Origin of the sequence: Pseudomonas bharatica (assembly GCF_048586865.1) — a bacterium.
Lineage (GTDB): Bacteria > Pseudomonadota > Gammaproteobacteria > Pseudomonadales > Pseudomonadaceae > Aquipseudomonas > Aquipseudomonas bharatica.
Genome location: NZ_JBMAWR010000041.1, coordinates 1 through 24,556, shown reverse-complemented (window position 1 = coordinate 24,556; position 24,556 = coordinate 1). Strand labels below are relative to the sequence as shown.

Annotated in this window: 20 protein-coding genes; 11 read left to right on the top strand and 9 right to left on the bottom strand. The window is 64.0% G+C overall.

Annotated features, from left to right (window positions below):
- The 5 genes from ACKLLE_RS26500 to choX all read right to left on the bottom strand — a co-directional run.
- Window positions 1-221: hypothetical protein (locus tag ACKLLE_RS26500; protein WP_420059522.1), on the bottom strand; the 221-nt coding region annotated here is incomplete at its 3' end.
- 359 nt (window positions 222-580) lie between these two features.
- On the bottom strand, window positions 581-1,051 hold the full coding sequence (locus ACKLLE_RS26495; RefSeq protein ID WP_420059520.1) for a thioesterase family protein: 471 nt from the start codon (window positions 1,049-1,051) through the stop codon (window positions 581-583).
- 13 nt (window positions 1,052-1,064) lie between these two features.
- Window positions 1,065-2,030 carry an L-carnitine dehydrogenase gene (locus ACKLLE_RS26490; protein WP_420059518.1) on the bottom strand — a complete coding sequence of 322 codons (966 nt, stop codon included), beginning with the start codon at window positions 2,028-2,030 and terminating at the stop codon, window positions 1,065-1,067.
- Window positions 2,031-2,049: 19 nt separating this feature from the next.
- Window positions 2,050-2,934, bottom strand: coding sequence for a 3-dehydrocarnitine:acetyl-CoA trimethylamine transferase CdhC (cdhC, locus tag ACKLLE_RS26485; protein WP_009396916.1), 885 nt, complete (start codon window positions 2,932-2,934; stop codon window positions 2,050-2,052).
- A 157-nt stretch (window positions 2,935-3,091) separates the two neighbouring features.
- Window positions 3,092-4,033 carry a choline ABC transporter substrate-binding protein gene (gene choX / locus ACKLLE_RS26480; protein WP_064301222.1) on the bottom strand — a complete coding sequence of 314 codons (942 nt, stop codon included), beginning with the start codon at window positions 4,031-4,033 and terminating at the stop codon, window positions 3,092-3,094.
- 172 nt (window positions 4,034-4,205) lie between these two features.
- On the opposite strand from choX, the gene ACKLLE_RS26475 reads away from it, so the two are divergent.
- Window positions 4,206-5,153: a GlxA family transcriptional regulator gene (locus tag ACKLLE_RS26475; RefSeq protein ID WP_064301223.1), complete on the top strand. Its 948-nt coding sequence runs from the start codon at window positions 4,206-4,208 to the stop codon at window positions 5,151-5,153.
- Window positions 5,154-5,159: 6 nt separating this feature from the next.
- Here ACKLLE_RS26475 and tssM read toward each other — a convergent pair whose 3' ends face one another.
- Genes tssM through tssH form a run of 4 tightly spaced genes read right to left on the bottom strand, consistent with a single transcriptional unit; the run spans window position 5,160 to window position 13,399 of the window.
- Entirely contained in the window at window positions 5,160-8,714 is a 3,555-nt protein-coding gene (gene tssM, locus ACKLLE_RS26470; protein ID WP_420059517.1) for a type VI secretion system membrane subunit TssM, read from the bottom strand.
- A 14-nt stretch (window positions 8,715-8,728) separates the two neighbouring features.
- Complete coding sequence (gene tssA / locus ACKLLE_RS26465) at window positions 8,729-10,156, bottom strand: type VI secretion system protein TssA (RefSeq protein ID WP_420059516.1); 1,428 nt, start codon at window positions 10,154-10,156, stop codon at window positions 8,729-8,731.
- The gene (locus ACKLLE_RS26460) at window positions 10,144-10,815 is read right to left on the bottom strand and encodes a type VI secretion system-associated protein TagO (RefSeq protein ID WP_420059515.1); all 672 of its coding nucleotides are present in this window, start codon (window positions 10,813-10,815) and stop codon (window positions 10,144-10,146) included. Before ACKLLE_RS26460 ends, tssA begins: the two co-directional genes overlap by 13 nt.
- Before the next feature lie 19 nt (window positions 10,816-10,834).
- A complete protein-coding gene (gene tssH, locus ACKLLE_RS26455) occupies window positions 10,835-13,399 on the bottom strand; it encodes a type VI secretion system ATPase TssH (protein WP_420059513.1) in 2,565 nt (854 codons plus the stop codon).
- Window positions 13,400-13,893: 494 nt separating this feature from the next.
- Between tssH and tssB the strand changes: the two genes are divergently transcribed.
- From tssB to ACKLLE_RS26405, 10 genes are all read left to right on the top strand, one after another.
- Window positions 13,894-14,397 (top strand): type VI secretion system contractile sheath small subunit, encoded by a 504-nt coding sequence (gene tssB, locus ACKLLE_RS26450; protein WP_064301228.1) that lies wholly within the window; start codon window positions 13,894-13,896, stop codon window positions 14,395-14,397.
- A 51-nt stretch (window positions 14,398-14,448) separates the two neighbouring features.
- Window positions 14,449-15,930, top strand: a complete 1,482-nt coding sequence (gene tssC, locus ACKLLE_RS26445) for a type VI secretion system contractile sheath large subunit (protein WP_420059511.1) — start codon at window positions 14,449-14,451, stop codon at window positions 15,928-15,930.
- A gap of 2 nt (window positions 15,931-15,932) precedes the next feature.
- Window positions 15,933-16,373 carry a type VI secretion system baseplate subunit TssE gene (gene tssE / locus ACKLLE_RS26440; protein ID WP_420059509.1) on the top strand — a complete coding sequence of 147 codons (441 nt, stop codon included), beginning with the start codon at window positions 15,933-15,935 and terminating at the stop codon, window positions 16,371-16,373.
- Window positions 16,374-16,395: 22 nt separating this feature from the next.
- Window positions 16,396-18,162, top strand: a complete 1,767-nt coding sequence (tssF, locus tag ACKLLE_RS26435) for a type VI secretion system baseplate subunit TssF (protein ID WP_420059508.1) — start codon at window positions 16,396-16,398, stop codon at window positions 18,160-18,162.
- Window positions 18,126-19,145 carry a type VI secretion system baseplate subunit TssG gene (gene tssG / locus ACKLLE_RS26430; protein ID WP_420059507.1) on the top strand — a complete coding sequence of 340 codons (1,020 nt, stop codon included), beginning with the start codon at window positions 18,126-18,128 and terminating at the stop codon, window positions 19,143-19,145. The genes tssF and tssG overlap by 37 nt, the downstream gene beginning before the upstream one ends.
- Window positions 19,142-20,473 carry a type VI secretion system-associated FHA domain protein TagH gene (tagH, locus tag ACKLLE_RS26425; RefSeq protein WP_420059506.1) on the top strand — a complete coding sequence of 444 codons (1,332 nt, stop codon included), beginning with the start codon at window positions 19,142-19,144 and terminating at the stop codon, window positions 20,471-20,473. Before tssG ends, tagH begins: the two co-directional genes overlap by 4 nt.
- Window positions 20,473-21,480: a type VI secretion system lipoprotein TssJ gene (tssJ, locus tag ACKLLE_RS26420; protein WP_420059505.1), complete on the top strand. Its 1,008-nt coding sequence runs from the start codon at window positions 20,473-20,475 to the stop codon at window positions 21,478-21,480. Before tagH ends, tssJ begins: the two co-directional genes overlap by 1 nt.
- Window positions 21,477-22,814 (top strand): type VI secretion system baseplate subunit TssK, encoded by a 1,338-nt coding sequence (gene tssK / locus ACKLLE_RS26415; protein WP_420059504.1) that lies wholly within the window; start codon window positions 21,477-21,479, stop codon window positions 22,812-22,814. The genes tssJ and tssK overlap by 4 nt, the downstream gene beginning before the upstream one ends.
- Window position 22,815: 1 nt before the next feature.
- The gene (gene icmH, locus ACKLLE_RS26410; protein WP_420059502.1) at window positions 22,816-23,682 is read left to right on the top strand and encodes a type IVB secretion system protein IcmH/DotU; all 867 of its coding nucleotides are present in this window, start codon (window positions 22,816-22,818) and stop codon (window positions 23,680-23,682) included.
- Window positions 23,683-23,803: 121 nt separating this feature from the next.
- Complete coding sequence (locus ACKLLE_RS26405; protein ID WP_064301236.1) at window positions 23,804-24,328, top strand: Hcp family type VI secretion system effector; 525 nt, start codon at window positions 23,804-23,806, stop codon at window positions 24,326-24,328.
- The last annotated feature ends 228 nt before the right edge of the window (window positions 24,329-24,556 follow it).

Genomic DNA, 24,556 nt, shown 5'->3' with positions numbered 1-24,556 from the left:
AACTGCTTTTCGATCGCCTGGCGCACCGCCGGCAGGATGGTCGCGCTGCCGGTGTACATCTGTTCCACCATGCCCTTCAACGCCTTGGCCTGCGGTGCGCTCAAGCCGCGTACCGCATGCTCGCAGGCCTGCTCTGCGCTGACTCCGGACGGCGTCTCGAAGCCCAGGGCGCGCAGGTGGCCTACCAGGTCTTCCTGATCAATCAAATCCGCATGCATCATGGCTGTTGTCCTTGTGGCATTTAGAAGTCGTGGTCCGATTCTGGAAGCGCCCGGCAGAGCGGGCAAGGACAGATTGTCGCGATGGCCGCTTTACCTATGAACAGGTCGTTTTCGGCAAAATCGGCGGCAGCGGGAGTGTGCACACTGGAGTCATGCACAGGTCGAGGGCGGTTTGGTCACCACCCTTCTGGCACGGTAGGTTGCTCGCTCTTTGCCCCGGCTGCGTCACGGCTTGCCGGGGCAGTTTTTTGTCCATCGAAAAAGCGACGCGGTCAATTGTGGGAGCGGGTTCACCCGCGATTACGGTGTTGAATTCACTACCGCAATCGCGGGTGAACCCGCTCCCACATTGACCGCAATCAAGCTGGTAAACGTATGACCCGCCCGACAAACGCCGGCACCGGCAAATCCTCCTGTTCCACCACGATCCCCTGCAACCGCTCCAGCACCGCCGCCTCGAACGGCGCCGACTTCGGCCCCGCCAGGTCCACATGCAGCAGCATCTGCTCGCTTGCCGCCAGCGCCTCGGCAAACCCTTCCCGGTGCAGGCTGTGATACAGGTGCACGCGCTTGCGGTCATGGCCGATCACCTGGGTCTGCACCGTCACCTCCTTGCCCAGCTTGACCTCGTGCAGGTAATTCAGATGACACTCCAGGGTAAACAGCGAATGCCCGGTGGCCTCGCGGTTGTCGCCGTCCAGTCCGATGCATTCCATGAACGCATCGGTGGCATAGCTGAAGATCAGCAGGTAGAAGGCATCGCGCAGATGCCCGTTGTAATCGACCCAGTCCGGCAGCACGGGGGTCCGGTAGGTGGTCAGCGCAGGCATCGCGGTTCTCCGTTCAATCGCTGAAGTTCAGGCCGTGGCGGGCCTTGGTGGTTTTTACCGCATCCAGCACCGCCAGCAGGCAGTCATCACGATAGCGCTCCAGCGAGGCAATGCTGCGTTCGCCACGTTGTTCGCTGGTGCCGTCGACCACCGCGTCGATCAGTTCCTCGGTCAGCTCCGGTGCCGGCAGGTAGGTCCAGGGCAATTGCAGGGCCGGGCCGAACTGGGCCATGAAGTGGCGCATGCCGGCATCGCCACCGGCCAGGGTGTAGGTCAGGAAAGTGCCCATGAACGACCAGCGCAGGCCGGCGCCGAAGCGGATCGCATCGTCGATCTCGCCGGTGGTCGCCACGCCGTCGTTGACCAGGTGCAGCGCCTCGCGCCACAGCGCTTCGAGCAGGCGGTCGGCAATGAAACCGGGAACTTCCTTGCGCACATGCAGTGGCTGCATGCCCAGCGACGCGTAGACCTCCTTGGCGGCCTCGATAGCCTGGGGTGAGGTGTTGCGGCCACCGACGATCTCCACCAGCGGCAGCAGGTACACCGGGTTGAACGGGTGGCCGACAATGCAGCGCTCGGGGTGTGTCGATGACTCGTAGAACTCGCTCGGTAGCAGGCCCGAGGTGCTCGACGCGATCAGCGCATTCGGCTTGGCCGCTGCGCTGATCCTGCCATGCAGGTCGAGCTTGAGGTCCAGCCTTTCCGGCGCGCTTTCCTGGATGAAATCGGCATCGCGCACGCATTCCTCGATGGTTGCGACGAAGCGCAGGCGCGACTGCGAGGCACCGGGCTTGAGGCCCTGCTTCTCCAGGGCCGGCCAGGCATTAGCGATGCGCTTGCGCAGGGCTTGCTCGGCGCCGGGTGCCGGGTCCCAGGCCACTACGTCGAGGCCGTTGGCCAGGGCGCGGGCGACCCAGCCGCTGCCGATCACACCGCTGCCCAGGGCGGCGAAGGTCTTGATATCGGTAATGAAACTCATGGAGGACTCCTGGAAAAGATCAGCGACGGGTCAGGTTCATTTTGGCGCGGCCTTCGGCGGGGCTCAGGACCCGGGCGCCGAGGCGATGGAGGATTTCGGCGGCGCGTTCCACCAACTGGCCGTTGCTCGCCAGTACGCCTTTTTCCAGCCACAGGTTGTCTTCCAGGCCGACCCGCACGTTGCCGCCCAGCAGCACCGCCTGGGCCGCCATCGGCATCTGCATGCGGCCAATGCCGAAGCCGGCCCAGGTCACGTTCGGCGGCAGGTTGTCGACCATGGCCTTCATGGTCGCGGTATCCGCCGGAGCGCCCCACGGGATGCCCAGGCACAGTTGGAACAGCGGGTCTTCGAGCAGGCCTTCCTTGATCATCTGCTTGGCGAACCACAGGTGGCCGGTGTCGAAGATTTCCAGCTCGGCCTTCACGCCCAGCTCGGTGATGCGCTTGGCGCCGGCACGCAGTTGGGTCGGGGTGGAAACATAGATGCTGTTGCCGTCGCCGAAGTTGAGGGTGCCGCAGTCCAGCGTGCAGATTTCCGGCAGCAGTTCCTCGACATGGGCCAGGCGCTCCAGGGGACCGACCAGGTCGGTGCCGGCACCGAACTCCATGGGCATCTCGCCAGGGCCGATTTCCAGGTCGCCGCCCATGCCGGCCGTGAGGTTGACGATGATGTCGGTGTCGGACTCGCGGATGCGCTCCATCACTTCGCGGTACAGGCTGACATCGCGGCTGAAACGGCCGGTCTGCGGATCGCGGACATGGCAGTGGACCACGGTGGCGCCGGCCTTGGCCGCTTCCACGGCGGCAGCGGCGATCTGTTTGGGCGTGACCGGGACGAAGTGGCTCTTGCTGGCGGTGTCGCCGGCGCCGGTGAGGGCGCAGGTGATGATGACGTCGTGGTTCATTGCGGTTTCCTTCAGGCGTGTCGGGGCTTCGCGGTCCAATTGGGCCGCGGGATTTTCGGGTGTCTGGGAGGGCCTCATCGCCGGCAACGCCGGCTCCCACAGGGACGGTGTACGCAGTTCCATTGTGGGAGCCGGCGTTGCCGGCGATGGCGGTCTGTCAGTTGGCGGTAAGCTTGAGGTTCTCCTCAGCCGGCTTGCCATCGAGGGTGGTTACACCCTCGAGCCAGCGCGCCTTGTCCTCGGGGTGATCCTTGAGCCACTGGCGCGCCGATTCCAGCGCGTCCTTGTGGTCCAGCAGCGGCTGCATCATGCGGCTCTCGTCTTCGGCGCTGAAGGTCAGGTTGGTCAGCAGCCGGCTCACGTTCGGGCAACGGCTGGCATAGTCCGGCGCGGTCACCGTCCACACCGTGGCGCGACCTTCGTCCGGGCCGAGGGCGCCTTCGCTGCCGCTGAGGTATTCCATATCGATATTCACGTTCATCGGGTGCGGTGCCCAACCGAAGAACACCACCGCTTCCTTGCGCCGCACGGCGCGATCGACGGCGGCGAGCATGCCGGCCTCGCTGGATTCCACCAGCTGGAACTTGCCGAGGCCGAACTGGTTCTTGGCGATCATCGCCTTGATCTGGGTATTGGCCCCGGAGCCCGGTTCGATGCCATAGATCTTGCCGCCCAGTTCCTTCTCGAATTTATGGATATCGGCGAAGGTCTTCAGGCCCTTGTCGGCCAGGTACTTCGGCACGGCGAGGGTGGCCCGGGCGTCGTTCAGGCTGGGTGCGTCGAGCACCTTGACCTGGCCGGCGTCGACGAAGGGCGTGATGGTCTGGGTCATGATCGGGTTCCAGTAGCCGAGGAACATGTCCAGGCGCTGGTCGCGGATACCGGCGAAGATGATTTGCTGCGAGGCGCTGGTCTGCTTGGTCTGGTAGCCGAGGCCGTCGAGCAGTACCTGGGTCATGGCGCTGGTGGCCATCACGTCGGTCCAGTTGACGACGCCCAGGCGCACGTTCTTGCAGGCGGCCGGGTCGGCGGCCATTACGTTGGTGCTGAGGACTGCGGTACCGACAAGCATCAAGAGCGAACGACTGATCGATTGCATGGTGGCTCCTCCAACGGCAGTTCTAATTGTTATGAGGGGGGCGGCTTCTGCGAGCCGTGGTGCTCAAGTTACGTGGGGATGGCCCGGGTCAATCGCACTCTGGCGACCAGCTCTTGCACAGTGGCGACCTGCGGAGTATTAACCCTGATTCCCCGTTCAGCGAGACGGCGCCATGCCCCAGGAATTCCACTTTCTGCTGTTACCCGGTTTCTCTGCCCTGGGCTTCATTTCGGCGTTGGAACCGCTGCGCGTGGCCAACCGTTTTCGCCCCGGGCTGTACCGCTGGCGGGTGCTGAGCCTGGACGGCGGCGCGGTGGAGGCGAGCAATGGCATGTCGGTCAACGCCGACGGCCCGCTGGAGCCGCTGGGCAAGGGCGCGACCTTGCTGGTGGTGGCAGGGTTCGAGCCGCTGCACAGCTATAGCCCGGGATTGGCCCACTGGCTGCGCAAGCTGGATCACGAAGGGGTGGTGCTGGGCGGGATCGATACCGGCACGCTGCTGCTGGCAGAAGCGGGACTGCTCGACGGCCACCGGGTGACCCTGCACTGGGAGGCACTGGAGGCGTTCAAGGAGCGTTATCCGCGGCTGGACGCAACCCAGGAACTCTTCGAAGTGGACCGGCGCCGCATCACCTCGGCGGGCGGTACGGCGTCCATCGACCTGATGCTCGACCTGATCGGCCAGGCCCACGGCGCCGAGCTGGCGATCCAGGTTTCCGAGCAATTCGTGCTCGGCCGGATCCGCCCGCGCCAGGACCACCAGCGCATGCAGATCGCTTCGCGCTACGGCATCAGCAACGGCAAGCTGGTGCAGGTGATCGGCGCCATGGAGCGTAATACGGAAACGCCGCTGAACACCCTCGATCTGGCCGAATCGGTGCAGGTCAGCCGCCGTCAGCTGGAGCGTCTGTTCCGCCTCTACCTCAACGACACGCCCAGCGGTTTCTACTTGCGCCTGCGCCTGGACAAGGCCCGGCAACTGCTGCGCCAGACCGAGATGAGCGTGCTGGAGGTGAGCATCGCCTGCGGGTTCGACTCACCTTCGTATTTCACCCGCAGTTACCGGGCGCGGTTCCAGCGGTGTCCGCGGGAGGATCGGCGGGCGGTCAGTGGTGGTTGAGCGACCTTATACCCCCTCCTGCAACAGTGTCCGGGGCAAGGCAAAGCCCTTGAACAGCGGCTGGGTGAACGGGTTGTTGGCTTTCTCGGTACTGATGCGGTAACGCATGCCGCCGTCCGGCGCGGTGAAGCTGAGGTCCACGCTGGTGCTGGTGGTGCCGTTGAGCCGCGCCTGGCTCAGCAGCCGATAGAGCGACCAGGGCCCGCGATGGACCATGCCGCTGCTGCTGCCGCCGGCGTTGACCAGGGTGATGCGGCTTTCGTTGTTCGGCGCCAGGGTATTGGGCCAGATCAGCGCCGTGCTGGTGGTCGGGCCATGGTTGTAGGTGACCAGTTGTCCTTCGACGCTGAACGAACTGCTGCGTTTGTTCGGTGCCAGGCCCAGCGGCTCGATGTAGAACTGCACCCCGAGCAGCCCGCGACTATTGAAGAAGGCGTCGCGGATGCGCTCGGCGGACTGCAGTCGTTCCTGTACATCCGCCCGCACCAGGTAGCCGCCGAGACGCTCGGAGTAGAGCGCTTCGAGGTTGTCTTCGAGGAACAGGTCAAGGTAGTGCTCGCGGAACTGTTGCAAGCGGCCCTGTGGACCGAAGAATGCCGTGAAGTCTTCCAGCGAGGCTTCCTCCCGACTCGATGGGTTGAACGGGTAGCGATTGGCCAGGCGCTCGCGATAGAAGCGGTGGACGTCGCTGTCCCAGCGCCGTTCCAGCTCGCGCAGCGCCTCAACCAGGATGATCCGCGAGGATTCGGCGGCCAGCTTGGCGACCTGGCGATTGATCGGCTCGGGCAATCCGGCGGCGATCCTCTGCAGATTGGCGATGGGGTCGGGGCCCTTCAGCGAGAAGCGCTCCACCACCATGGCCAGTGCGGTCTTGCCGCGTTCGGGGCTGTCGTGCAGGACGCGCACCTTGTCCTGCACACCGCCAATGGCCAGCATCGTTTCCTCCAGATAGGGTGCCCGTTCACCCCTGGCTTCCAGCAACTGGTTCAGCGGCGCGAAGGCGCGGGCGACATCCATGATCAGTGGCGACTGCACGGCATCGTCGCGCTGCTCGGCCAGTTTGTCTGCCATTGGCGCCGAGCTGGCGTCGGCCAAGGCTGCGAGGCCGAAGTCACTGTTGTCCCGTACCGTTTCGAGCAGACGCCGCAAAGGCGCGGCCGGGCCGGTGATGCTATCCAGTATGCCGACGGCATCGGCGATATCCTGGAAGTCCCGCACCTCGAGCCGGGCAAGGTTGCGTTGCCAGGTTTCCACGTAGGCGCGACTGTAGATTGCCCGGATGCGCTCGCTGAGGATGGCTTTGTCAGCCTCCGAGTAGGCGACTCCGCTGCGCTCGCCCACTGCCCATTGGTCGATCATCGCCAGCTCGGTGAGGGCCTCGCTGCGCCTGGCGAAGTAGCTGCGGTAGCCGTTGGCGGTCAACAGGGCATCGATGCGGCCGCTGGCTTCGGCGTCGGTCTGGTAGACGATGTCGTAGGCCGGGCCGATTTCATTGCGTATGTCCAACGGTGAACGCTGGGACGCTCCGGCCTCCTGGCGCATGGTCATGTACACCCGTTCCGGCAGGGGGATCTGCCGCAGATGACGCTGCACCGTGGCAACGCGCTCCTGGTAGTGCGGCAACTGGGTGTCGACGTACTTCATGGCGTAGTCCAGATGACGCATCAAGGCGCGTTGGGTGCTGTCGTCACCAGGGAAGGCTCGTTGCCAGTAGGCGGCCATCCAGTTTTCCACCACCGGGGCGCGGCGATTGGGGCGGTCTTCGATCATCCGATAGACCCGCAGGGCCGCCAGTTGGGCGTCACCGTCCAGGTCGGAGCCGTCCAGCGATTCCATCACGCCGCTGGCCAGGGCGGGCAGGAAGCGTTGCGATAGCAGAGCCAGGTAGGCTTCGTCGACCTTTGGGCCGATTGCCCGGCCTTGATACAGGCCCATGTTGGCCAGTACCGGCCAGGCATTGCGGTAGTTGCCATAGACGGCGACGGCGTTGCTGATCTGGTCCAGCGGCAGCAGCAGATTGCCGCCGCTGGGGTCCAGCGTGCCGTCGATGGCACTCGCGCTGAAGGCGCGGCTGCGTTCCATGACGCTCGCTGCCTTGTCGCGGTTGACGCTGTAGTAGTGGTACCAGCCGCCGATGATCAGCAGGCTGCCCAGCGATGCCAGGCCAAAGTGCACGGCCAGGGCATGTCGCTTCTGCCGCAAGACCCGAGGATTGTCGCCGGCCAGGCCGGCTTCGGGGTAGATGACGTTCTGGAACAGGCGCTGGGCGAAGTAGACCATCGCCCGCCCGCTGGGATGCATCTTGTTGGCCGGCTCCGCCAGGCCATAACTTTGCGCCGCCGAGGACACGAAGGCGTTGTTGAGAACGCCCTGCTGGAACACCGAGGAAAAGAACACGCCCCGTGGCAGCGAGGGCGTGACGAAGCGGTCGCTGCCCATCACGTCCGCGAGAAAGTCCAGCAGCACCGGACGCAGGCCGGACAATTGCCGCACCAGCGAGTACAGGGATTCCCGCTGCGCGACGTCGCTTACCTGGGCCATGGCATCGAAGACCTGTTCGTTCAGGCGATCGAGGAAGGCATCGTAGCGCGCGCCCAGTTCGTCGAGCCAGGCGTCGTAGTCGCGTACCGAGTCGAGGGTGAAGGTAAAACCGAAGATGTCCTCGCGCACCGAATTGGGCAGTCGGGCGAACAGCGGCTCGAAGCCTTCGAGCAAATCGAACTTGCTGAGCACGACGTAGAGCGGCGGGCGCGTACCCAGTTCGCGGCTGAGTTCGATCAAGCGGGCACGCAGCAGTGCGGCCAGGGCCTTGCGGTCACTGGGTTTCTGGTTCAGCAGGGTCACCAGGCTGACCATCAGCACCACGCCGTTCAGCGGCCGACGGCTGCGATTGCGGCCCAACCAGGTGACGAAGCTGTTCCACAGGCGCGCAGGGAGGTCTTCCGGCAAGCCCGCGATGCTGCGGCGCTGGCTGATGATCTCGCCGGGAGGGTCGATGAGTACCGCCTGCTCGCCGATGCACCAGTCGATCGGGTAGAGCCTGTCGGGGTCGTCGTGCTGGCGCCAGGCACTGGCCTTGATTTCTCCGCTCAGCGAGAAGCTCTGGCTGGAGCGGTTGACGAAGCTGGTCTTGCCCGAGTTTTCCTGCCCCAGCACCAAGTACCAGGGCATCTGGTACAAGGCGTTGCGGCCGCTGAGATTGGCCTGGAGCAGTGCCAGGTTGCGGTCGAGATCGCGTTCCTGGGCCTCGATGAAGCGCAGGCAGGGGTCGTCTTGCACTTCCCGGGCGCGTGCGCGTTCTGCCTCCAGTAGCCGGGTGCGTCGACGCAGGTGAAGCGCCCAGCCCAACAAGGGCATGACCAGCAGCATGATCGTGAGCAGGACGCGTGCGGTCAGGCTGGCGAGCGGCTGGCGATCGGCGAAGGTCCAGTGGGGGCCGAGCCACCAGATGGCAATCACGGCCAGGATCAGCACGCCCGGCAACATGAATGGCATGCCGGGCTTGAGCCAGCGCAGGGCGGGCCGGCCATATCGTTGCAGGTTGGACCAGATGTTCTCCATGGCGATGCTCCTGTTCAATGCTTCTGTTCTTCGCCAGCCGGCGTGTGGCGTACCAGCAACGCGTGGAGTTGCGGTTCCCAGGCGCGGATGCTGGTGCTGTCCATGACGCAGCGGGCCCGGGCATACAGGCCCTCTGCGAGCCAGTTCAGCCCGCGGGAGGCGAGCAGTTGGGCGGCGATGGTCATGAGATGGCAGGCATGGCGTGGTTCGGACTTTTGCTGCTGGAGCGATTCCAGGCTGCGCAACATCGGTTCCACGCCTGCGCTGTCGAGCAGCGTGGCCAGTTCGTCGCGTAGCGCTGGATACTCCGGGTCGAAGCTGGCTCCAACGTTCTCTGCGGAGCCGCTCAGCCAGGCCTGGGTGTCGTCATCGAGCAACGCGCGACCATCGACGAATGCCAGCGAGGTCAAGGCGGGGAGGCGGGTTACCAGGCGCTCGCAGGCCTGGCGTATGGCCTCGGCGACCCGTGGCATGTCGAGCTTGCGTGCCACGCTGGCCGACAGGAAGCTGCCACGCAGCCAGTACGGGGACGCCGCCACACTGCGTTCGATCCGCTGCAGCAGCGGCGGATCGATACTGTTGTTCGCCAGGGCTTTTTCGTAGGTGTCCGTGATCTCCAGGGGCGTGGCCATCAACGCGGTGCGGTTATCGTTGTGGGCGTAGGGCGCCTGGGTCAGGTGTGCCCACAGGGCGAAGCGACGCAGCAGGTAGCCGGTGGGGTCGAAGGCGTCCTTGAGATTGATGGCCTCGGCAGCCGAGAGCAGCGAACGGCGATACTCCCGCTCATTTTCCGGGCTGGCTAAAACCGGCGCGAAGAACGCGTCGGCCAGCGGCTCGACGCTTGCCGGCTGCGGCTGTTTTGCCTGCTCGGGTGCGCGGGTGGACTCGGCGTAACGTCGCAGCGTGCTTTCCAGCCGGCTCAATTGCGGAACATCCAGCCCCGACAGGGGCGCACTGGCCTGGAGGCTGTCGAGGGCATGCTGGGCGGATTTGCGGAAATCTTCGTCATAGCCCTTGCGGTCGAGATGGGGCAGGGCGTCGCCCAGTCGTTCCAGATACTGCCCGACCAGCCGGCGTTTGCCGGCATACCCCGTAGGACCGGGCTTGGGGTGCCCGGCCTCCCAGTATTTCTCGACCATTGCCGCCAGTACGCTGGTGGCTTCTGCCCAGCCGCGCCAACTGTTCGTTCGCAGGTGTGCCGTGATCAGGTGGCCTGCGATACGGAAGTGCTTGCAGTGGTCGGTCAGGTATCGACGGGCACCCTGGTCGACGAATTCCCAGTCGATGGTCCGTTCCTGCAGGCCGCCAAGCTTGACCATTTCCTGGTCGATATCCTGGAACAACGGGTTCTCTGCATCGAACGTTCCTGCGGGCTGGCGCTCATCCAGTGCGGCCAGCAATGCCTTCAGGTCCAGTGGTGGAAGTTGCTTCACCAGTGACATGCCTCCCGTTGCCAGGACATCTGTTCGGCCAGCGCCCTGGCATCGAACCTGATGCCATGCAGCGGAGCGTGGTTGCTCTCGACCTGCAGCCACTCGCCAGGACGGGTCAGCTGGCGCAACTGCTCGATGGCCACCAGGCCACGGCCGGCGTCGACCACCGTGCCGTCGTCCAGCACTTGCCAGGTGCGGGTTGGCGTCAGCGGTCGGCCGTCCAGCAGGAGGCGGATACCGATGTGATTCACCGGCAAGGGTTCGACACTCAGCAGCTGCAGGCGGGAGATGTTCGACAGGCAACTGATCGCCAGCCAGGTGCCGGGTTGGTCGCCCGCCGGCGAGGGTGCGGAGATCACCACTTTGTCCTGTCCTGGCAGCACATCCGGGCTGCGGGTGATCCTCGACAGGGTCTCCTCGGCGAGCCGGCCAGCCTCGTTGGCATCGACCAGCAGCCTGATGCCGGGCACCTTGGGCGTGGCTTTGGTCGCGACAGGGGTCTCAGGCGCAGGCGTTGGCGGTGTCCCGGCCGCCGCATCGAAGCAGGCAAGACGCTCCAGGGCGGAAACGATGCGTATGCATTCAGGGGGCGCGGCGGTGGCGCGCGCTCCACTATCGCAACCTGCAAGAAGTATTGTTGTCAGCAAGGCAAGGCGTATCAGTGTCATGCAGCGGCGTCCTCCCGGCTCAGGCCAATGTTGCCGCGAAGGCGCCGTTGTTCCAGTGCAGTTCCGCACGCTGGAACCTGATGCCGCGAGACAGTCGTTGCAGGACCGACAGCGAAAGCGGCGGGAGCAGTTCGCCATCGATGATGGCATCGAGCATGCGGGCTCCGTTGCGGTGTCGTGCACAACGTGCCCGCAGTTCGTTGCGTGCGGTAGAGGTGATGGTCAGCGTGGCCTGGTGACGCTGATCGAGTTGCTCTTGTAACCGCAGCAGACGGTTTTCGATGATGTCGTCGAGCACATCGTCGTCCAGATAGCGGTAGGGAACGATCTGCATCCGCGCCAGCAGTGCCGGTTTGAAAAAGGCAGCGAGCCGCTGGCGCAGGATTTCGCCGTCGAGGTCGTGCAGCGGGTCATCGTCCTGGTCGAAGCCGAGGTTGGAGGTGAGCAGGAACAGGATGTTGCGGCAGTCGATACGCCGGCCTTCGCCGTCGCTCAGCTCGCCCTTGTCGAACGCCTGGTAGAACAGGTCAAGCACCTCCGGGTGGGCTTTCTCCACTTCATCGAGCAGGACCACCGACCAGGGCTGCCTGCGGATGGCTTCGGTGAGCACACCGCCTTCGCCATAGCCGATATAGCCGGGCGGAGCACCCAGCAAGCGGGAGACGGTGAACTTCTCCTGATACTCGGACATGTTGATGGTGGTCAGGAACTGCTCCCCGCCAAAGAGTGAGTTCGCCACTGCCAAGGCCGTCTCCGTCTTGCCCACGCCACTGGGCCCGACCAGCAGGAAGGCGCCCATGGGCGTGCCCGGTCGGCGCAGGTCGGCCATTGCGGTGAGCAGGTGCCGGTAGAGGATGTCCAGGGCAGGAGCCTGGCCCTTTACGCGCTCGCGCAGGTTGACCGGCAGGTTCTCCAGGCGCGTCAGCTGGTCGCTGCCAAGGGTGGTGGCGGGGATGCCGGTCCAGTCGGCTATCACCCCGGCGATCTGTTCGGCGCCGACATCGGCGTGTACCAGGGCTTCCGGGCGCTGCAGTTCGTTCAACTGTTCGACCTTCCGGGCCAGTGTCCCGGGTATTTCTTCGTCCTCGCTGCCAGCCCTCAGGGCGAGGATTTCGTCTACCAGAGCTTTCTGTCGTGTCCACGCCAGTTGTAATTGCGCGGCGTCCCGCTCGATATCCCCACGCGCCTGGGCAAGGGCCTCCAGGCGCTGCGCGACCACTGGCAGGCCAGCCCGTCGGTCACGTACGAGCTGGGTGTATTCGGCATCGATCTGCCGGAGTTCGTTTTCCAACGTGGCGAGCCGTCGGGGTGGCTCGGCGAGGGTAGAGGCCACCCGGGCGCAGGCGGTATCGAGCACGTCGATGGCCTTGTCCGGTAGCTGTCGCCCCGGCAGATAGCGGTGCGACAGGGCGGCGGCGGCCTGCAGCGCGTCGTCACCGATAAGCACCTGGTGCGCAGCTTCATGGACCGGACGCAGGCCCCGCAGGATTTTCACCGCCTGTTCAGGCGTGGGCTCTTCCAGCTTGACCAGTTGGAAACGCCGGGCCAGTGCCGGATCCTTTTCGAAGTATTTCTTGTATTCCGACCAGGTCGTTGCTGCGATGGTGCGCAACTGGCCCCGGGCCAGCGCCGGTTTCAACAGGTTGGCCGCGTCGCTGCCGCCGGCGCTGTTGCCTGCACCGATCAGGGTGTGGGCTTCGTCGATGAACAGGATGATCGGGCGGGTGGCATCCTTGATTTCGTCGATGACGGCTTTCAGGCGTTTTTCGAACTCGCCCTTCACCGAGGCGCCTGCCTGCAGGGCGCCAAGGTCGAGGCCCCACAGCTCGACACGGCGCAGTGGCTCGGGCACGCGGCCTTGCACGATGCGCAGGGCGAGCCCTTCGACCACCGCACTTTTGCCGACGCCGGCATCGCCCACCACGATGGGGTTGTTCTTGCGCCTGCGGGAAAGGATATCGACCATCAGGTCGGTCTCCCCGTCGCGACACAGCACCGGATCAATCCGGCCCTCGCGGGCCTGGGCGGTAAAATCGTGGCCGAACCTGGCCAGTGCACTGCACTCGGCGGGGCTGCTCGGGGGGCTGGCCGCAGCGGCTGGCTCCGGAGCCTCCGCCGAAGCCGCCAGCAGGGCGCCGAAGCCCTTGCGCAACCCCTCGCGACTGACCTTGTCGAGCAGGTGCACCGCTGCCAGGGGCAGGTAACGGGACGGGTTAAGCAAGATCGCAAGAAAGACCGCGCCACTGCGGATGTGTGGCTGCCCCAGCTCCACCGAACCGAGCAGCCAGGCTTCCTGCAGCACCTCGATCAGCAGGGGCGAGAAGGATGGATACTGGCTGCGGCCCGAATGACGCTCCTCGAAGCCACTGGCCACGGCGTGCTGCACGGCCTCCACGGCGAGGCCGGCGTTGGCGAGGCTGATGCGTACGTCACCGGCAGGCTGCCCAAGCAGTGCCGTCAGCACATGCACCACGGTCACCTCTGCGCCTCCCTGGGCGATGCACAGGTTTGCTGCTTCCTCCAGCGCCTGCCGGCAAAAGGGGTTGAGGCGTTCTATCAGTGCAGCCGGGTCGACCGTGATCATTGTTGGAATTCACCTTTGAGTAGAAGGAATTACTTCCTTGTTGCGCCGCAGCCCACTTTCGGAAGACTGTCGGATATCGCGCGGAACGCCTGTTTTAGTTGGAGTGTGGCGCAGCAGTTTTCGGAGTGATGACTGACTGGAAAGAAAGCACCAAAATTAAATTACGGTATATAGGAATATTCCGATTTTTTTTTGGAAATTTCCCTCAGGTCAAAAAAACAAAGTACCTCAAGACACTTCCTTCATCTGATTGGGAAATTTCCTATTTTTCTGCTGGTCCACGCTGTTCTAGTCTTGGCGGAGTTCATGCGTCAATGCACCGACGTGCCGGTGTTTTCTCGGTGAAAGTCCAAGACAAGAACGGCGCGGACTCCTTTTTATATAAGGGATTCCGCGTAATCGAATGAGTCGCCAGGAACCGGGCTTCATTGCGCCTGCGAGTTGATGCTGCGACGTACTCCAACTAATAAACACAACTTCCGGAGAAGTGGTTAATGGCAAACAGGAAAGGCTCGGTCGCCCCGAAGGAACGCATCAATATCACTTACGTCCCTGCCACAAATGGCGAGCAGGAAGAAGTTGAACTTCCCCTGCGCCTGCTGGTGACCGGGGACTTCACCGGGCGTGAGGAGGACGTCGCGCTGGAAGACAGGACATCGGTGCGGATCGACAAGGACAGTTTCAACGCTGTCATGGCCGAGCAAGGCATCGGCCTGAAGGACAGCATCACCAGCGTTCTCTCGGAGAACCCGGATGACACGCTGGATATCGATCTCAAGTTCCGCTCCATCGACGACTTCAGTCCCGATGCCATCGCCCGCCAGATTCCCGAACTCAACAAGCTGCTCGAACTGCGCGAGGCACTGGTCGCCCTGAAAGGGCCGCTGGGCAATGTCCCGGCGTTTCGCAAGCAGTTGCAGGCCATGCTCGGCGACGAAGCGGCGCGCGGTCAGCTCGCCAGGGAGTTGGAAACCGTGCTGGGCGAGAGCCAGGGCTGAGCCTGCCGGCAGTCGAGACATCCATCCATTCAGGTTTCAAAGGACATGAACATGACAAACGCGCACTCCGCCGCGGCAGAACAACAGAACGCCCCCCAAGATAGCGGCCTGCTGGCCCAGATTCTCGCCCAGACCCGAATCGAACCCAGCCAGGAGGGTTACGCCGTCGCCGAGCGCGGTGTGGCAGCCTTCATTGCCGAGATGCTCAAGTCACCCGATCGCCAGCAACCGGTCAACAAGCAACGGGTAGACCAGATGCTGGCGCAGATCGATACACGGATCGGCAAGCAGATGGACTTCATCCTCCACCATCCGGGGTTCCAGGCCCTGGAGTCGAGCTGGCGGGGGCTCAGGTTTCTCGTCGACCGCACCGACTTTCGTGAAAATATCCTGATCGACCTGCTGCACGTAACCAGGACCGAGCTGCTGGACGACTTCGAAAGCGCCGGTGATATCACCCGCAGCGGTCTCTATCGTCACGTCTACACCTCCGGCTACGGCCAGTTTGGCGGCATGCCGGTAGGCTGCATGGTCGGCAACTACACCTTCGGGCCCTCGGCACCCGATATCAAGCTGCTCGGCTACGTCGCCTCCGTCGGTGCCATGGCCCATGCGCCGTTCCTTGCTGCCGCAGGCCCGGAAATGTTCAACCTGGAGTCGTTCCAGGAGCTGTGCAACCTGAAGGAAGTGAAGGATATCTTCGATGGCCCGCGCTTCACCAAGTGGCGCGGCCTGCGCGACTCCGAGGATGCCCGCTACCTGGGCTTGAGCATGCCGCGCTTCCTCTTGCGCGAGCCCTATGACCCGCTGGAGAACCCTGCGCGCAGTTTCGACTATCGCGAGACCATTGACGGCAACCACGACAACTATCTCTGGGGCAACACATCGTTCGCCCTGGCGAGTCGTATCGTCGATAGCTTCGCCAGGTATCGCTGGTGCCCGAACATCATCGGTCCGCAGTCGGGTGGCACCGTCGATGACCTGCCGGTTCACCTGTATGAGTCGCTCGGCCAGTTGCAGGCCAAGATTCCCACCGAAGTGCTGGTTTCCGACCGTCGCGAGTTCGAACTGTCGAGCGAGGGCTTCATCCCGCTGACCATGCGCAAGGGCAGCGATAACGCGGCGTTCTTCTCCGCCAATTCGGTGCAGCGTCCGAAGCTCTTCGCCAGGACGCCCGAAGGCCAGGTCGCGCAGACGAACTACATGCTCGGCACGCAACTGCCCTACATGATGATCATCAACCGGCTGGCCCACTACCTCAAGGTGCTCCAGCGCGAGCAGATCGGCAGTTGGAAGGAGCGTCCGGACCTTGAGCGGGAGCTCAACAACTGGATCCGCCAGTACGTCGCCGACCAGGAAAGCCCCTCGTCCGATGTACGCAGCCGTCGGCCATTGCGCGCGGCACAGATCCAGGTTCATGACGTCGAGGGTAATCCGGGCTGGTACCAGGTATCGCTGTCGGTCCGACCGCACTTCAAGTACATGGGCGCCAACTTCGAGCTGTCGCTTGTCGGTCGGCTCGACAAGGAATGACGGTGAACCCGGCCATATCGCCCGGGCCAGCGTCGGGAAGTCTGTTCCAGCGACTCGAGCCCGACCTTCCGCCTCGTCGCCTGGGCGGTCGGCAGGCCCAGGTCGCGGGGCAGGTGCTGGCCATCAAGAACAACCTGGAGCACTTGCTCAACGCTCGTCGGGGTGGCTCGCAAAGCTGCCCCGGCCTCGGGTTGCCCGACATGAACGATGCCGGCGCCGGCCAGATGGAACTGAGAGCGCAGATCTGCCAGGACATCCGCGAAATGATCGCCCTGTACGAGCCTCGCGTCCGGGTCCTGGACGTTCGTCCGCTGGCAGCCGCCGAGCAACCTCTCGGCCTGTGCTTTCGCCTGCACTGCCAGATACCGCTCGTCGAAGCTTCCGGGCAGGTCGAGATCGACCTGCTGCTGCATCGACGGCAGCAAAGGATCCAGGTGTTGTGACGAGAAGAGACGAGGAGGCGGGATGTCACTGAAGAGCAAGTTCCGCGAAGAGCTGGATTACCTGCGCCGGCTTGGCCGGGTCTTTTCGCGCAGGAACCCGCAACTGGCGAGGTTTCTCGGCGACGAGGCATCCGACCCGGATGTCGAGCGGCTGCTGGAGGGTTTTGCCTTCCTGACAGCCAGGCTGCGCCTGAAGATCGAGGATGACTTTCCCGAGCTCACCCATTCCTTGCTGCAACTGCTGTGGCCGAACTACCTGCGTCCGCTGCCCAGCGCCACCATCATGCAGTTTCCACCCGTGGATCGGTCGGTCACCGTGCGCCAGCGTATCGCCAGGGGCACACGCGTCGGCTCGCTCGATGTCGATGGCGTGGCGTGCCAGTTCCGCACCTGCTCGCACGTCGATATCTATCCGCTGCAGATCAGCGAAATCAGCGATGTGCATTCGCTGGAGAAATCGACGGTGCGCGTGGACCTCGCTACCCTGAGCCAGAACCCGCCGGATACCTACGACTGCGACCGTCTGGATTTCTACCTGAGCGGCAGCGACTACTGCGCCAGGACGCTGTACCTGTGGCTGTCCTGCTACCTGGACCAGGTCCGCATGGAGTGCGATGGCCTGGTCCGGCACATTCCTGCCGGGCAGGTTGTGTTTCCCGGGTTCAGCCCGGACGAAGCCTTGCTGCCCTATCCGAAGAACGCCCTGGATGGCTACCGCATCCTGCAGGAGTACTTCCTCTTTCCCCGACGCTACTTCTTCTTCGGGCTCACCGGCCTGCGTGCCCTGTGGCCTGGCAGCAGCACGCAGCGCATCCGCCTGGAGTTCCGCTTCACCCGGCCCATGCCCAACGACATCCGCATTCGGACCGGGGACATGGCCTTGTACTGCGCGCCTGCCGTCAATCTTTTCGAGCAGGATGCCGAACCGGTCAGGCTGACCGGCAAGACCCTCGATCATCGTGTGCGCCCGGCGAGCCAGCGCCCCGATGCCTACGAGATATTCAGCATCGACCGTGTCGACGGCTGGAAATGCGAGGCCTCCGATCAACCTGGCACCTGGCTGCGGACCTACCAGCCGTTCGAGTCGTTACGCCACCAGATCGACTTCGAGCGAGGGCAAACCGTTCTCTACTACCGCACCCGCATCGCCCAATCGCTGTTGGACGCCGGTGTCGAGCACCGGGTTTCATTCGTGCGCGGCGATGAACAGCACTACATCGGGCGGAATGAAACCGTTTCCTTCTCGCTGACCTGCAGCAACCGCGACCTGCCGCAGGCCTTGGCCGTGGGCGACATCTGCGTACGCACCGCAGACATGCCGACCTTCGTCGAATGCCGCAACCTGACCGCGCCGACCCCGTCGTACCGGCCAGTGCTGGATGGCGACCTGCTGTGGACTTTGATCTCCAACCTGTCACCCACCTACCTGTCGTTGCTTTCGGCCGAACCCTTGAAGGCCGTCATCCGCGCCTATGACTTCGCCGCCCACCACGACCTGCAGCGGTCCCGCGCCACGCAGATGCGCCTCGGCGCCCTGCAGGACGTGCAAACCGCGCCGATCGACCGGATGTTCAAGGCTCTGCCCATCCGTGGCTTGAGCACCCTGGTCAAGCTCGACCAGGACGGATTCTCCTGCGAAGGCGACCTGTACCTCTTCGGCACGGTGTTGAGCCATTTCCTCTCCGTGTACGCCAGCATTTCCTCCTTCCACGTGCTGGAAGCCATCAATCTCAAGAATCAGGAGCATTACGCATGGCCGATGCGCAGCGGCACGCAGCCCCTGATCTGAGCGGGAACCTGCTCGGTGCCGCCCGAGAGTACGACTTCTTCTGTCTGCTCGAGCGCCTGCATGGGCTGCATGATGACGACCTGGAATCTGCCGATGCCTACGCCGCCGAGCGCCAGCGTATTTGCCTGAGCAATTTCGCCGGTGTCGGGTTTCCCGCCTCGGACGTTGCCCTGGCCCGGCGTCTCGATGATGCACTGCCGCACCAGTACCTCGTGCAGGCAACCTTCCTCGGCATGCACGGACCCGATTCACCGTTGCCGTCGTATTACCTCGAACGCCTGGCCTACGAGGCCGGGCAGGGTGAAGGAATCCGTCCGGCGTTCTTCGACTTCTTCAACCACCGCCTGCTTACCCTGCTGCATCAGGCCTGGCGCAAGTACCGGCATTACATCCGCTTCCGTCCGGGGGCGAGCGACCGGCTTTCGCAGCGCCTCTTCGCCCTGGTCGGGCTCAAGGACAACGCCATTCGTGGCGTCACCCCGATTGCCTGGAGCCGCCTGCTCAGCTTCGCAGGTGCCGTGGTGCACCGCAGCCGTTCACCGGACATGGTCGCCGGGCTTGTCGCCCATTGCTTCGATCTGCAGGACGTCAGCCTTCGCGATTTCGAGCTGCGCGACACCGATATCGAAGCGTCCGCCCGTACCCGGCTCGGGCGGCGCAACGGCTGCCTGGGCGAAAGCTTCCGCCTCGGCGCCAGGGTCCGCACGCGGCACTGCAAGTTCACCCTGGTCATTTCCGACCTGTCGCAGGCGCGCTTTCGCGAGTTCCTGCCCAAGGGCGAGAACTTCGAACGGCTGCGGATGCTGATTGCTTACCTGCTGCGCGACCAGACCCCCTGCGACCTCGAGTTGCGGCTGCGCGCCAACGAAGTTCCCGCCTTCAACCTTGGGCGCGACAGCGGTTGCCAGATCGGCTGGACCAGTTTCCTCGAACAGCCGCAACGGCGCACGCCTCCTCCCGTTCGACTCACGGTACGCACATGACTCTGGATAACGCCAATCGGCGCCTGTTGCTGGTAGTGGACAACCCCCAGGTGCTCCAGCAGGGCAGCACTCCCCGGCACCTGTTCGACGCCAAGGGCGGCAGCATCGGATCGCAGCATGCCAGTTGGACGCTGTCTGACCGCCACGCCGCGGTCAAGCCGCGACACTGCGAGGTCCGCTATCGGGACGGTGGGTTCATGGTCATCGATCGCTGTGGCGAGACTCGCGTCAACGACCAGACGCAACCGCTCGGCACCGGCATCGGCGGCAAATTGAGCGATGGCGACACGCTGCATATCGGCCCGTACCAGATCTCCGTGCACCTGGGGAGTGACCTCTGCGAGGCGGACGATCCCGACAGCCATGGTGCCGCCCTGGGCCAGGTGTCCGGCGAGTTCATGACCGCGCTTCCGGAAGCCGCGCCGCAGGAATTCGACGGCGAACCGAATCAGCCAGCAGGCCAGGCCGGGTTCCAGGCACTCGGCGAGCGTCCTGGACCTGACGGCCTGCTCGACCCCCTCAAGGCGCTCGACGTCGCCAGTGGCGGCCCGCCGGACAGCCTCGATTCACATCACTACGGGCATACGCCGATGGCCGCCCAGGCCGACGTCGCCACGACCCGGTCCGAAGCCGTCTACGGCAACCCCATGCACGCCCCAGGAGAAATCTTCATGTCGCAGCAGGATAGCCAGCACCCCGCCGCCCAGGACTGGATTCAACGCCAGTTCTCCGGCCAGGCACAGCCCGCAGGACTGGTCGAGCCGTTGCTGGACGGTATCGGCGCAACCGTCGGAACGGTGGACGAGCTCGATGCCTATGCACTGCTCAACGAGGCGGGGCGCACGATCGGGGCCCTGATTCGTGGCCTTGCTGCGCTGAATGTTCCCGCTGCCGATGACCGGCAGCGCATTTCCCTGGCCGGACGCACGCTGCAGCCCATCGAGGACAATCCGTTGCGCCTCGGGCAAGGCTACCCGGAAACCGTGCGGGCACTGTTCGCTGCCGAGCGCAGCGTTGTCCACCTGTCGCCTTCGGCTGCGGTGGAAGAGTCGCTGGAGCAGATCCGCCGCCAGCAGATCGCCATGCACCAGGCCATCAGCGCGGGACTGGCCGCGTTGCTGCAGGCGTTTTCGCCCGAGCAACTGGAGCAGCGGTTCCAGCGCTATCGCCCGGCGCGAGGCGGACAGGCGGCGACGGCTGACTGGGCCTGGCACATGTATGGCCACTATTACGAGGAACTGAAGTCCGGCCGGCAGCAAGGTTTCGACAAGCTATTCTGGGAAGTCTTCGAGCAAGCCTTCGACCAGGCTTTGCGCGCGGAGGCATGATGAGGCAGGTCATCACGCTCCTGCTGGCCGCAAGCACGCTTGGCGGCTGCAGCACGGTGGGCAACGTGCTGAGCAAGAGCGGCCAGGTGCTGATGAACCCATCCATCCAGGTCGGGACAGCTCATGAGCAACTCTCGCAGGTTGCCCTGAGCCTGTACGCCAGCCCGGACGTCAATCCCAATCCGCTCAGCCTGGCGTCGTTCGCTGCCGGTGACGAGGCCCTGGCCGCGCCACTGGACATGGAAGGACTGGGGCCATTTGCGGTCAATCTGCGCAGCGCCAGCCAGGACGAACTGATCGGGCATCTGCGTGCCTTGACGGAACATTTCGAAAACCAACGAAACAACGTCGCCGGCGCACTTGCCGTGCGCCAGCGCCTGGCCATTCCGGGGCTGGTCGTCGATGAGCACGCACCGCCGATGACCCTCGGCAAGTCGCAGCCCGAGACGCTGTTCACCGACAGTAGCGCATCACGCTGGCCACAGCCCGCGAACTGGTTGCTGCACAAGGGACAAGCGTTGCCTTCCCGTGAAGAGCAATCCCGGGCCGACCTCGATCTTGGTCAGTACGGCCATGGCCCGGCGTTGGCCCGGGCTGCCGAGGCGCGGGCGATGCCGGGCAACGCCACCCCGGTCGGCTTCCGCGTGTTGCAGTTGAAGGACGACTCCATGCTCGAGAACGCCGATCCCGAACGGCTGCGCAGCGCACCGGAGAAGGCCTTGGGCAGCACGCTGCTGGCCGCCGACGACTACATCCTCGTGCCCGGCCAGTTCAAGTTCGTCGAGTTCGCCGATGTCGATGAAGACACCCGCTACATCGCGGTGGTCGCCGATTTCCACGATCCCAATGCCGAACGCTGGCACGACGTGTTCCGCATCGAATCGCGGGGCCGCAAGTACCCGCTCATGGTGATGCTGCAGGGCAGCCGCGTCGCGATCACCGATGAAAGCTACCGACCCGCACCCGACCCTGCCGGCGTCCGCAACCCTGCGAGATCCTACCGATGACCACCCGTAATCCCGTCGTCTGGGGCGAAGGCCTCTTCGTCAAACCCCAGCACTTCCAGCAGGCCACCCGTTACCTGGAGCACTGCATCAACGCCCGCAGTAGCAGCCGCTACGGGTTTGGCTTCAGCGAGCTGGAGCTGAACCAGGAGTTCCTCGCCTTCGGCAAGATCGCCATCGTTCGTGCCCGCGGCATCATGCCGGACGGTACGCCGTTCGATATTCCCCATGACCAGCCGCCACCGGATCCGCTGGCCATTCCCGATGCCAGCGCGGCCAACCAGGTCGTGTACCTCACCTTGCCATTGCGCTCTGACGGCACCGGGCAGGTGCGCTGGCCGGACAGCCAGGGTGACGCCCGTTATCTGCTGCGCTCGGAGGAGGTCCGCGATACCCATAGCCACCAGGGCGACCACACGCCGCTGGACCTGGCCGTGCCGAATCTGCAACTGGCCCTGGAACGCGATGACCGCAGCGCCTTCACCAAACTGGCGCTGGGGCGCATCCTCGATCTGCAGCCGGATGGCAGCCTGCTGATGGATACCGGCTTCTACATTACCGGCCTGCACCTCCACGCCATTCGCCCGCTGGCGCACTTCATGGAGGAAATTTCCTCGCTGATGCACGAGCGGGCCAAGAGCATCGCCCAGCGCATCGGTTCGCCAGGGCAGTCGGGCGTCGCGGACTTCACTGACTTCAGCCTGCTGCAGGCGCTCAACCGCTGGCAGCACCAGTTCCGCCATCTGGCCCGGGATCCGGATGTACGGCCGCTGGATGCCTACCTGGCGTGCGGCCAGGCGAGCGGCGAACTGGCCACCTGCATCGACGAGTCGCGGCTTGCGCCCGAATTCCCCGCGTACCAGCACGACAGCCCGAAAAATACCTTCCTTATGCTGGAGCAGACCCTGCGCCGGCTGCTCGGCACCGTGCTGCAACCCCGCGCCATGTCCCTCCCGCTGGTGCGGCAGGCGCACGGCATGCTCACCGCGCAGGTCAACGACGACAGCCTGATGGACGGCGCCGACTTCATCCTCGCGGTGAACGCCCGCATGCCGCTGGAAAGGATGCGCCACCTGTTCCTGCAGCAGGCCAAGGTGGCCTCCCAGGAAAAACTGCCCGAGCTGATCCGCCTGCAACTGCCCGGCATCCCCCTCAGCCCGCTGCCCGTGGCACCGAGGCACCTGCCGTTCCACGCCGGCTTCACCTACTTCCAGCTTGATCGCACTGCGGCCAATTGGCCAACGCTGATGCCCAAGGGTGCGAAGAGCTTTGGTTTCCATATCAGCGGCGACTTCCCGGAGTTGCAGTTGCAGTTCTGGGCTATCAGGAGTCAGTGAGATGAGTACTTCCATCAAGATTGGCAGCGACCAGCCTGGGTCGGGGGAGGCCAACCCGCCCGACTCCGCCCGGGAGGATCTGCCCCTTGCAACACCCGCCGAGAGCGTCGAGGGGAAGGTCAGGATGTGCTACGGAACGACGAGCAGTTCCGACCAGGATCCCGACCTGCAATTCCAGTTGCGCGGTCACAGCCTCAACCCGTTGATAGATGCTGCACAACCGCTGCTTGGCCTGGTGATACGCCTGCGTCGGATCGACGAGTGTGGCGATGTAACAGAGCTTTATATGACCGTCCGCGAGCAGATCACTGCTGTCTCCGAGGAGATCCGTCAACGGGGTTACGACGGCGTTACGCAACTGGCCTACCGCTACGCCCTCTGTGCATTCATCGATGAAGCCGTCATGGCCACTGCATGGGGGCGCGCATCCAGTTGGCCGCATCGCTCCCTACTCAGCTACCACCACAACGAAACCTGGGGCGGCGAGAAATTCTTCACTGTCCTTGCGCGCATGCAAGTGGACCCGGAGCGCTACCGCGACGTCCTGGAGTTCAAGTACCTGTGCCTGTGCCTGGGCTTCGAGGGCAAGTACGGCCTGCAGCACAACAACCGGGAAATCCTCAACGGGATCATCGGCAAGCTGCATCGGGTGCTGCGCTCACAGCGCGGCGACACGCCCGAGCGCCTGACCGAAGTGCCGGAGCACGTGGCATCGCGGCGCTACCGCCTGGCACGGCAGTGGCCGCTGTGGACGCCATGGGCCATTGCCGGCGTGCTCCTGCTCGGCAGCTATCTGGCGTTTTCCATCAGCCTCGGCAACTCCACGCGAGAGGTGCTCGAGTCCTTGGAGTTCATTCTCAAACCATGACTTTCGGGCCGCTCGAGCAAGGCCCGCAAGCTTGAAGCAGCCGTTGCTTCAAACCCTTCGCCATCAGTGATGGCGCGACGGCCCACAAGGCCTTCAATTCAATGAAACAAGGAAGCGAACCATGTCTTTGCCTGCTTATATCTCGATCACGGGCCAAACTCAGGGACTCATAACCAATGAAGCCTCCAGCCAGGAATCCCTCGGCGCCTCTTCCATAGAAGGGCACCTGGACGAAATCCTGGTTCAGGAGATCCATCACGAGATCAGCACACCGACGGATCCGCAAAGCGGCCAGCCTACGGGCAAGGCCGTGCATGGCCCGCTGACGTTTACCACGATAATGACCAAGGGCACACCGCTGTTGTATCAGGCCCTTGCTGATGGGGAATTGCTGCCCAAGGTGGTGTTGAAGTGGTACCGCCCATCCGTTGAACGGATGGCCGAACATTTTTTCACCATCGAACTCCAGGACGCCTACATCGTTGGCATAACGGCAGTGCTACCCCACGCCCAACTGATGGATAACGACAGAACCCGTGAGCAGTTAAAGGTCGCTCTGTCCTATCGCAAGATCACCTGGAAGCATGGGCCCGGCACTACCGAGGGCTCCTACGACTGGCGACAGCCAAAGGAAAAGCAGGATTGAGCACCGGTCTCGTCTGACGACCGGCGCAGCAATGCGCCGGTTTCTCCTATGCAAAGGATCGTTGGCCCTGTCACGGGCTGATAAGGATTTCCCATGCCTGCCCAATCCGACCTGAGCTTCACCTTCACCGCAGCAGCCGGTAAATTCGATGTCGTCGAGTTCCACCTCACCGAGGCCCTCTCCGAAACCTTTCGCCTCGAAGTCGACCTGAGCAGCACCGATGCCGCC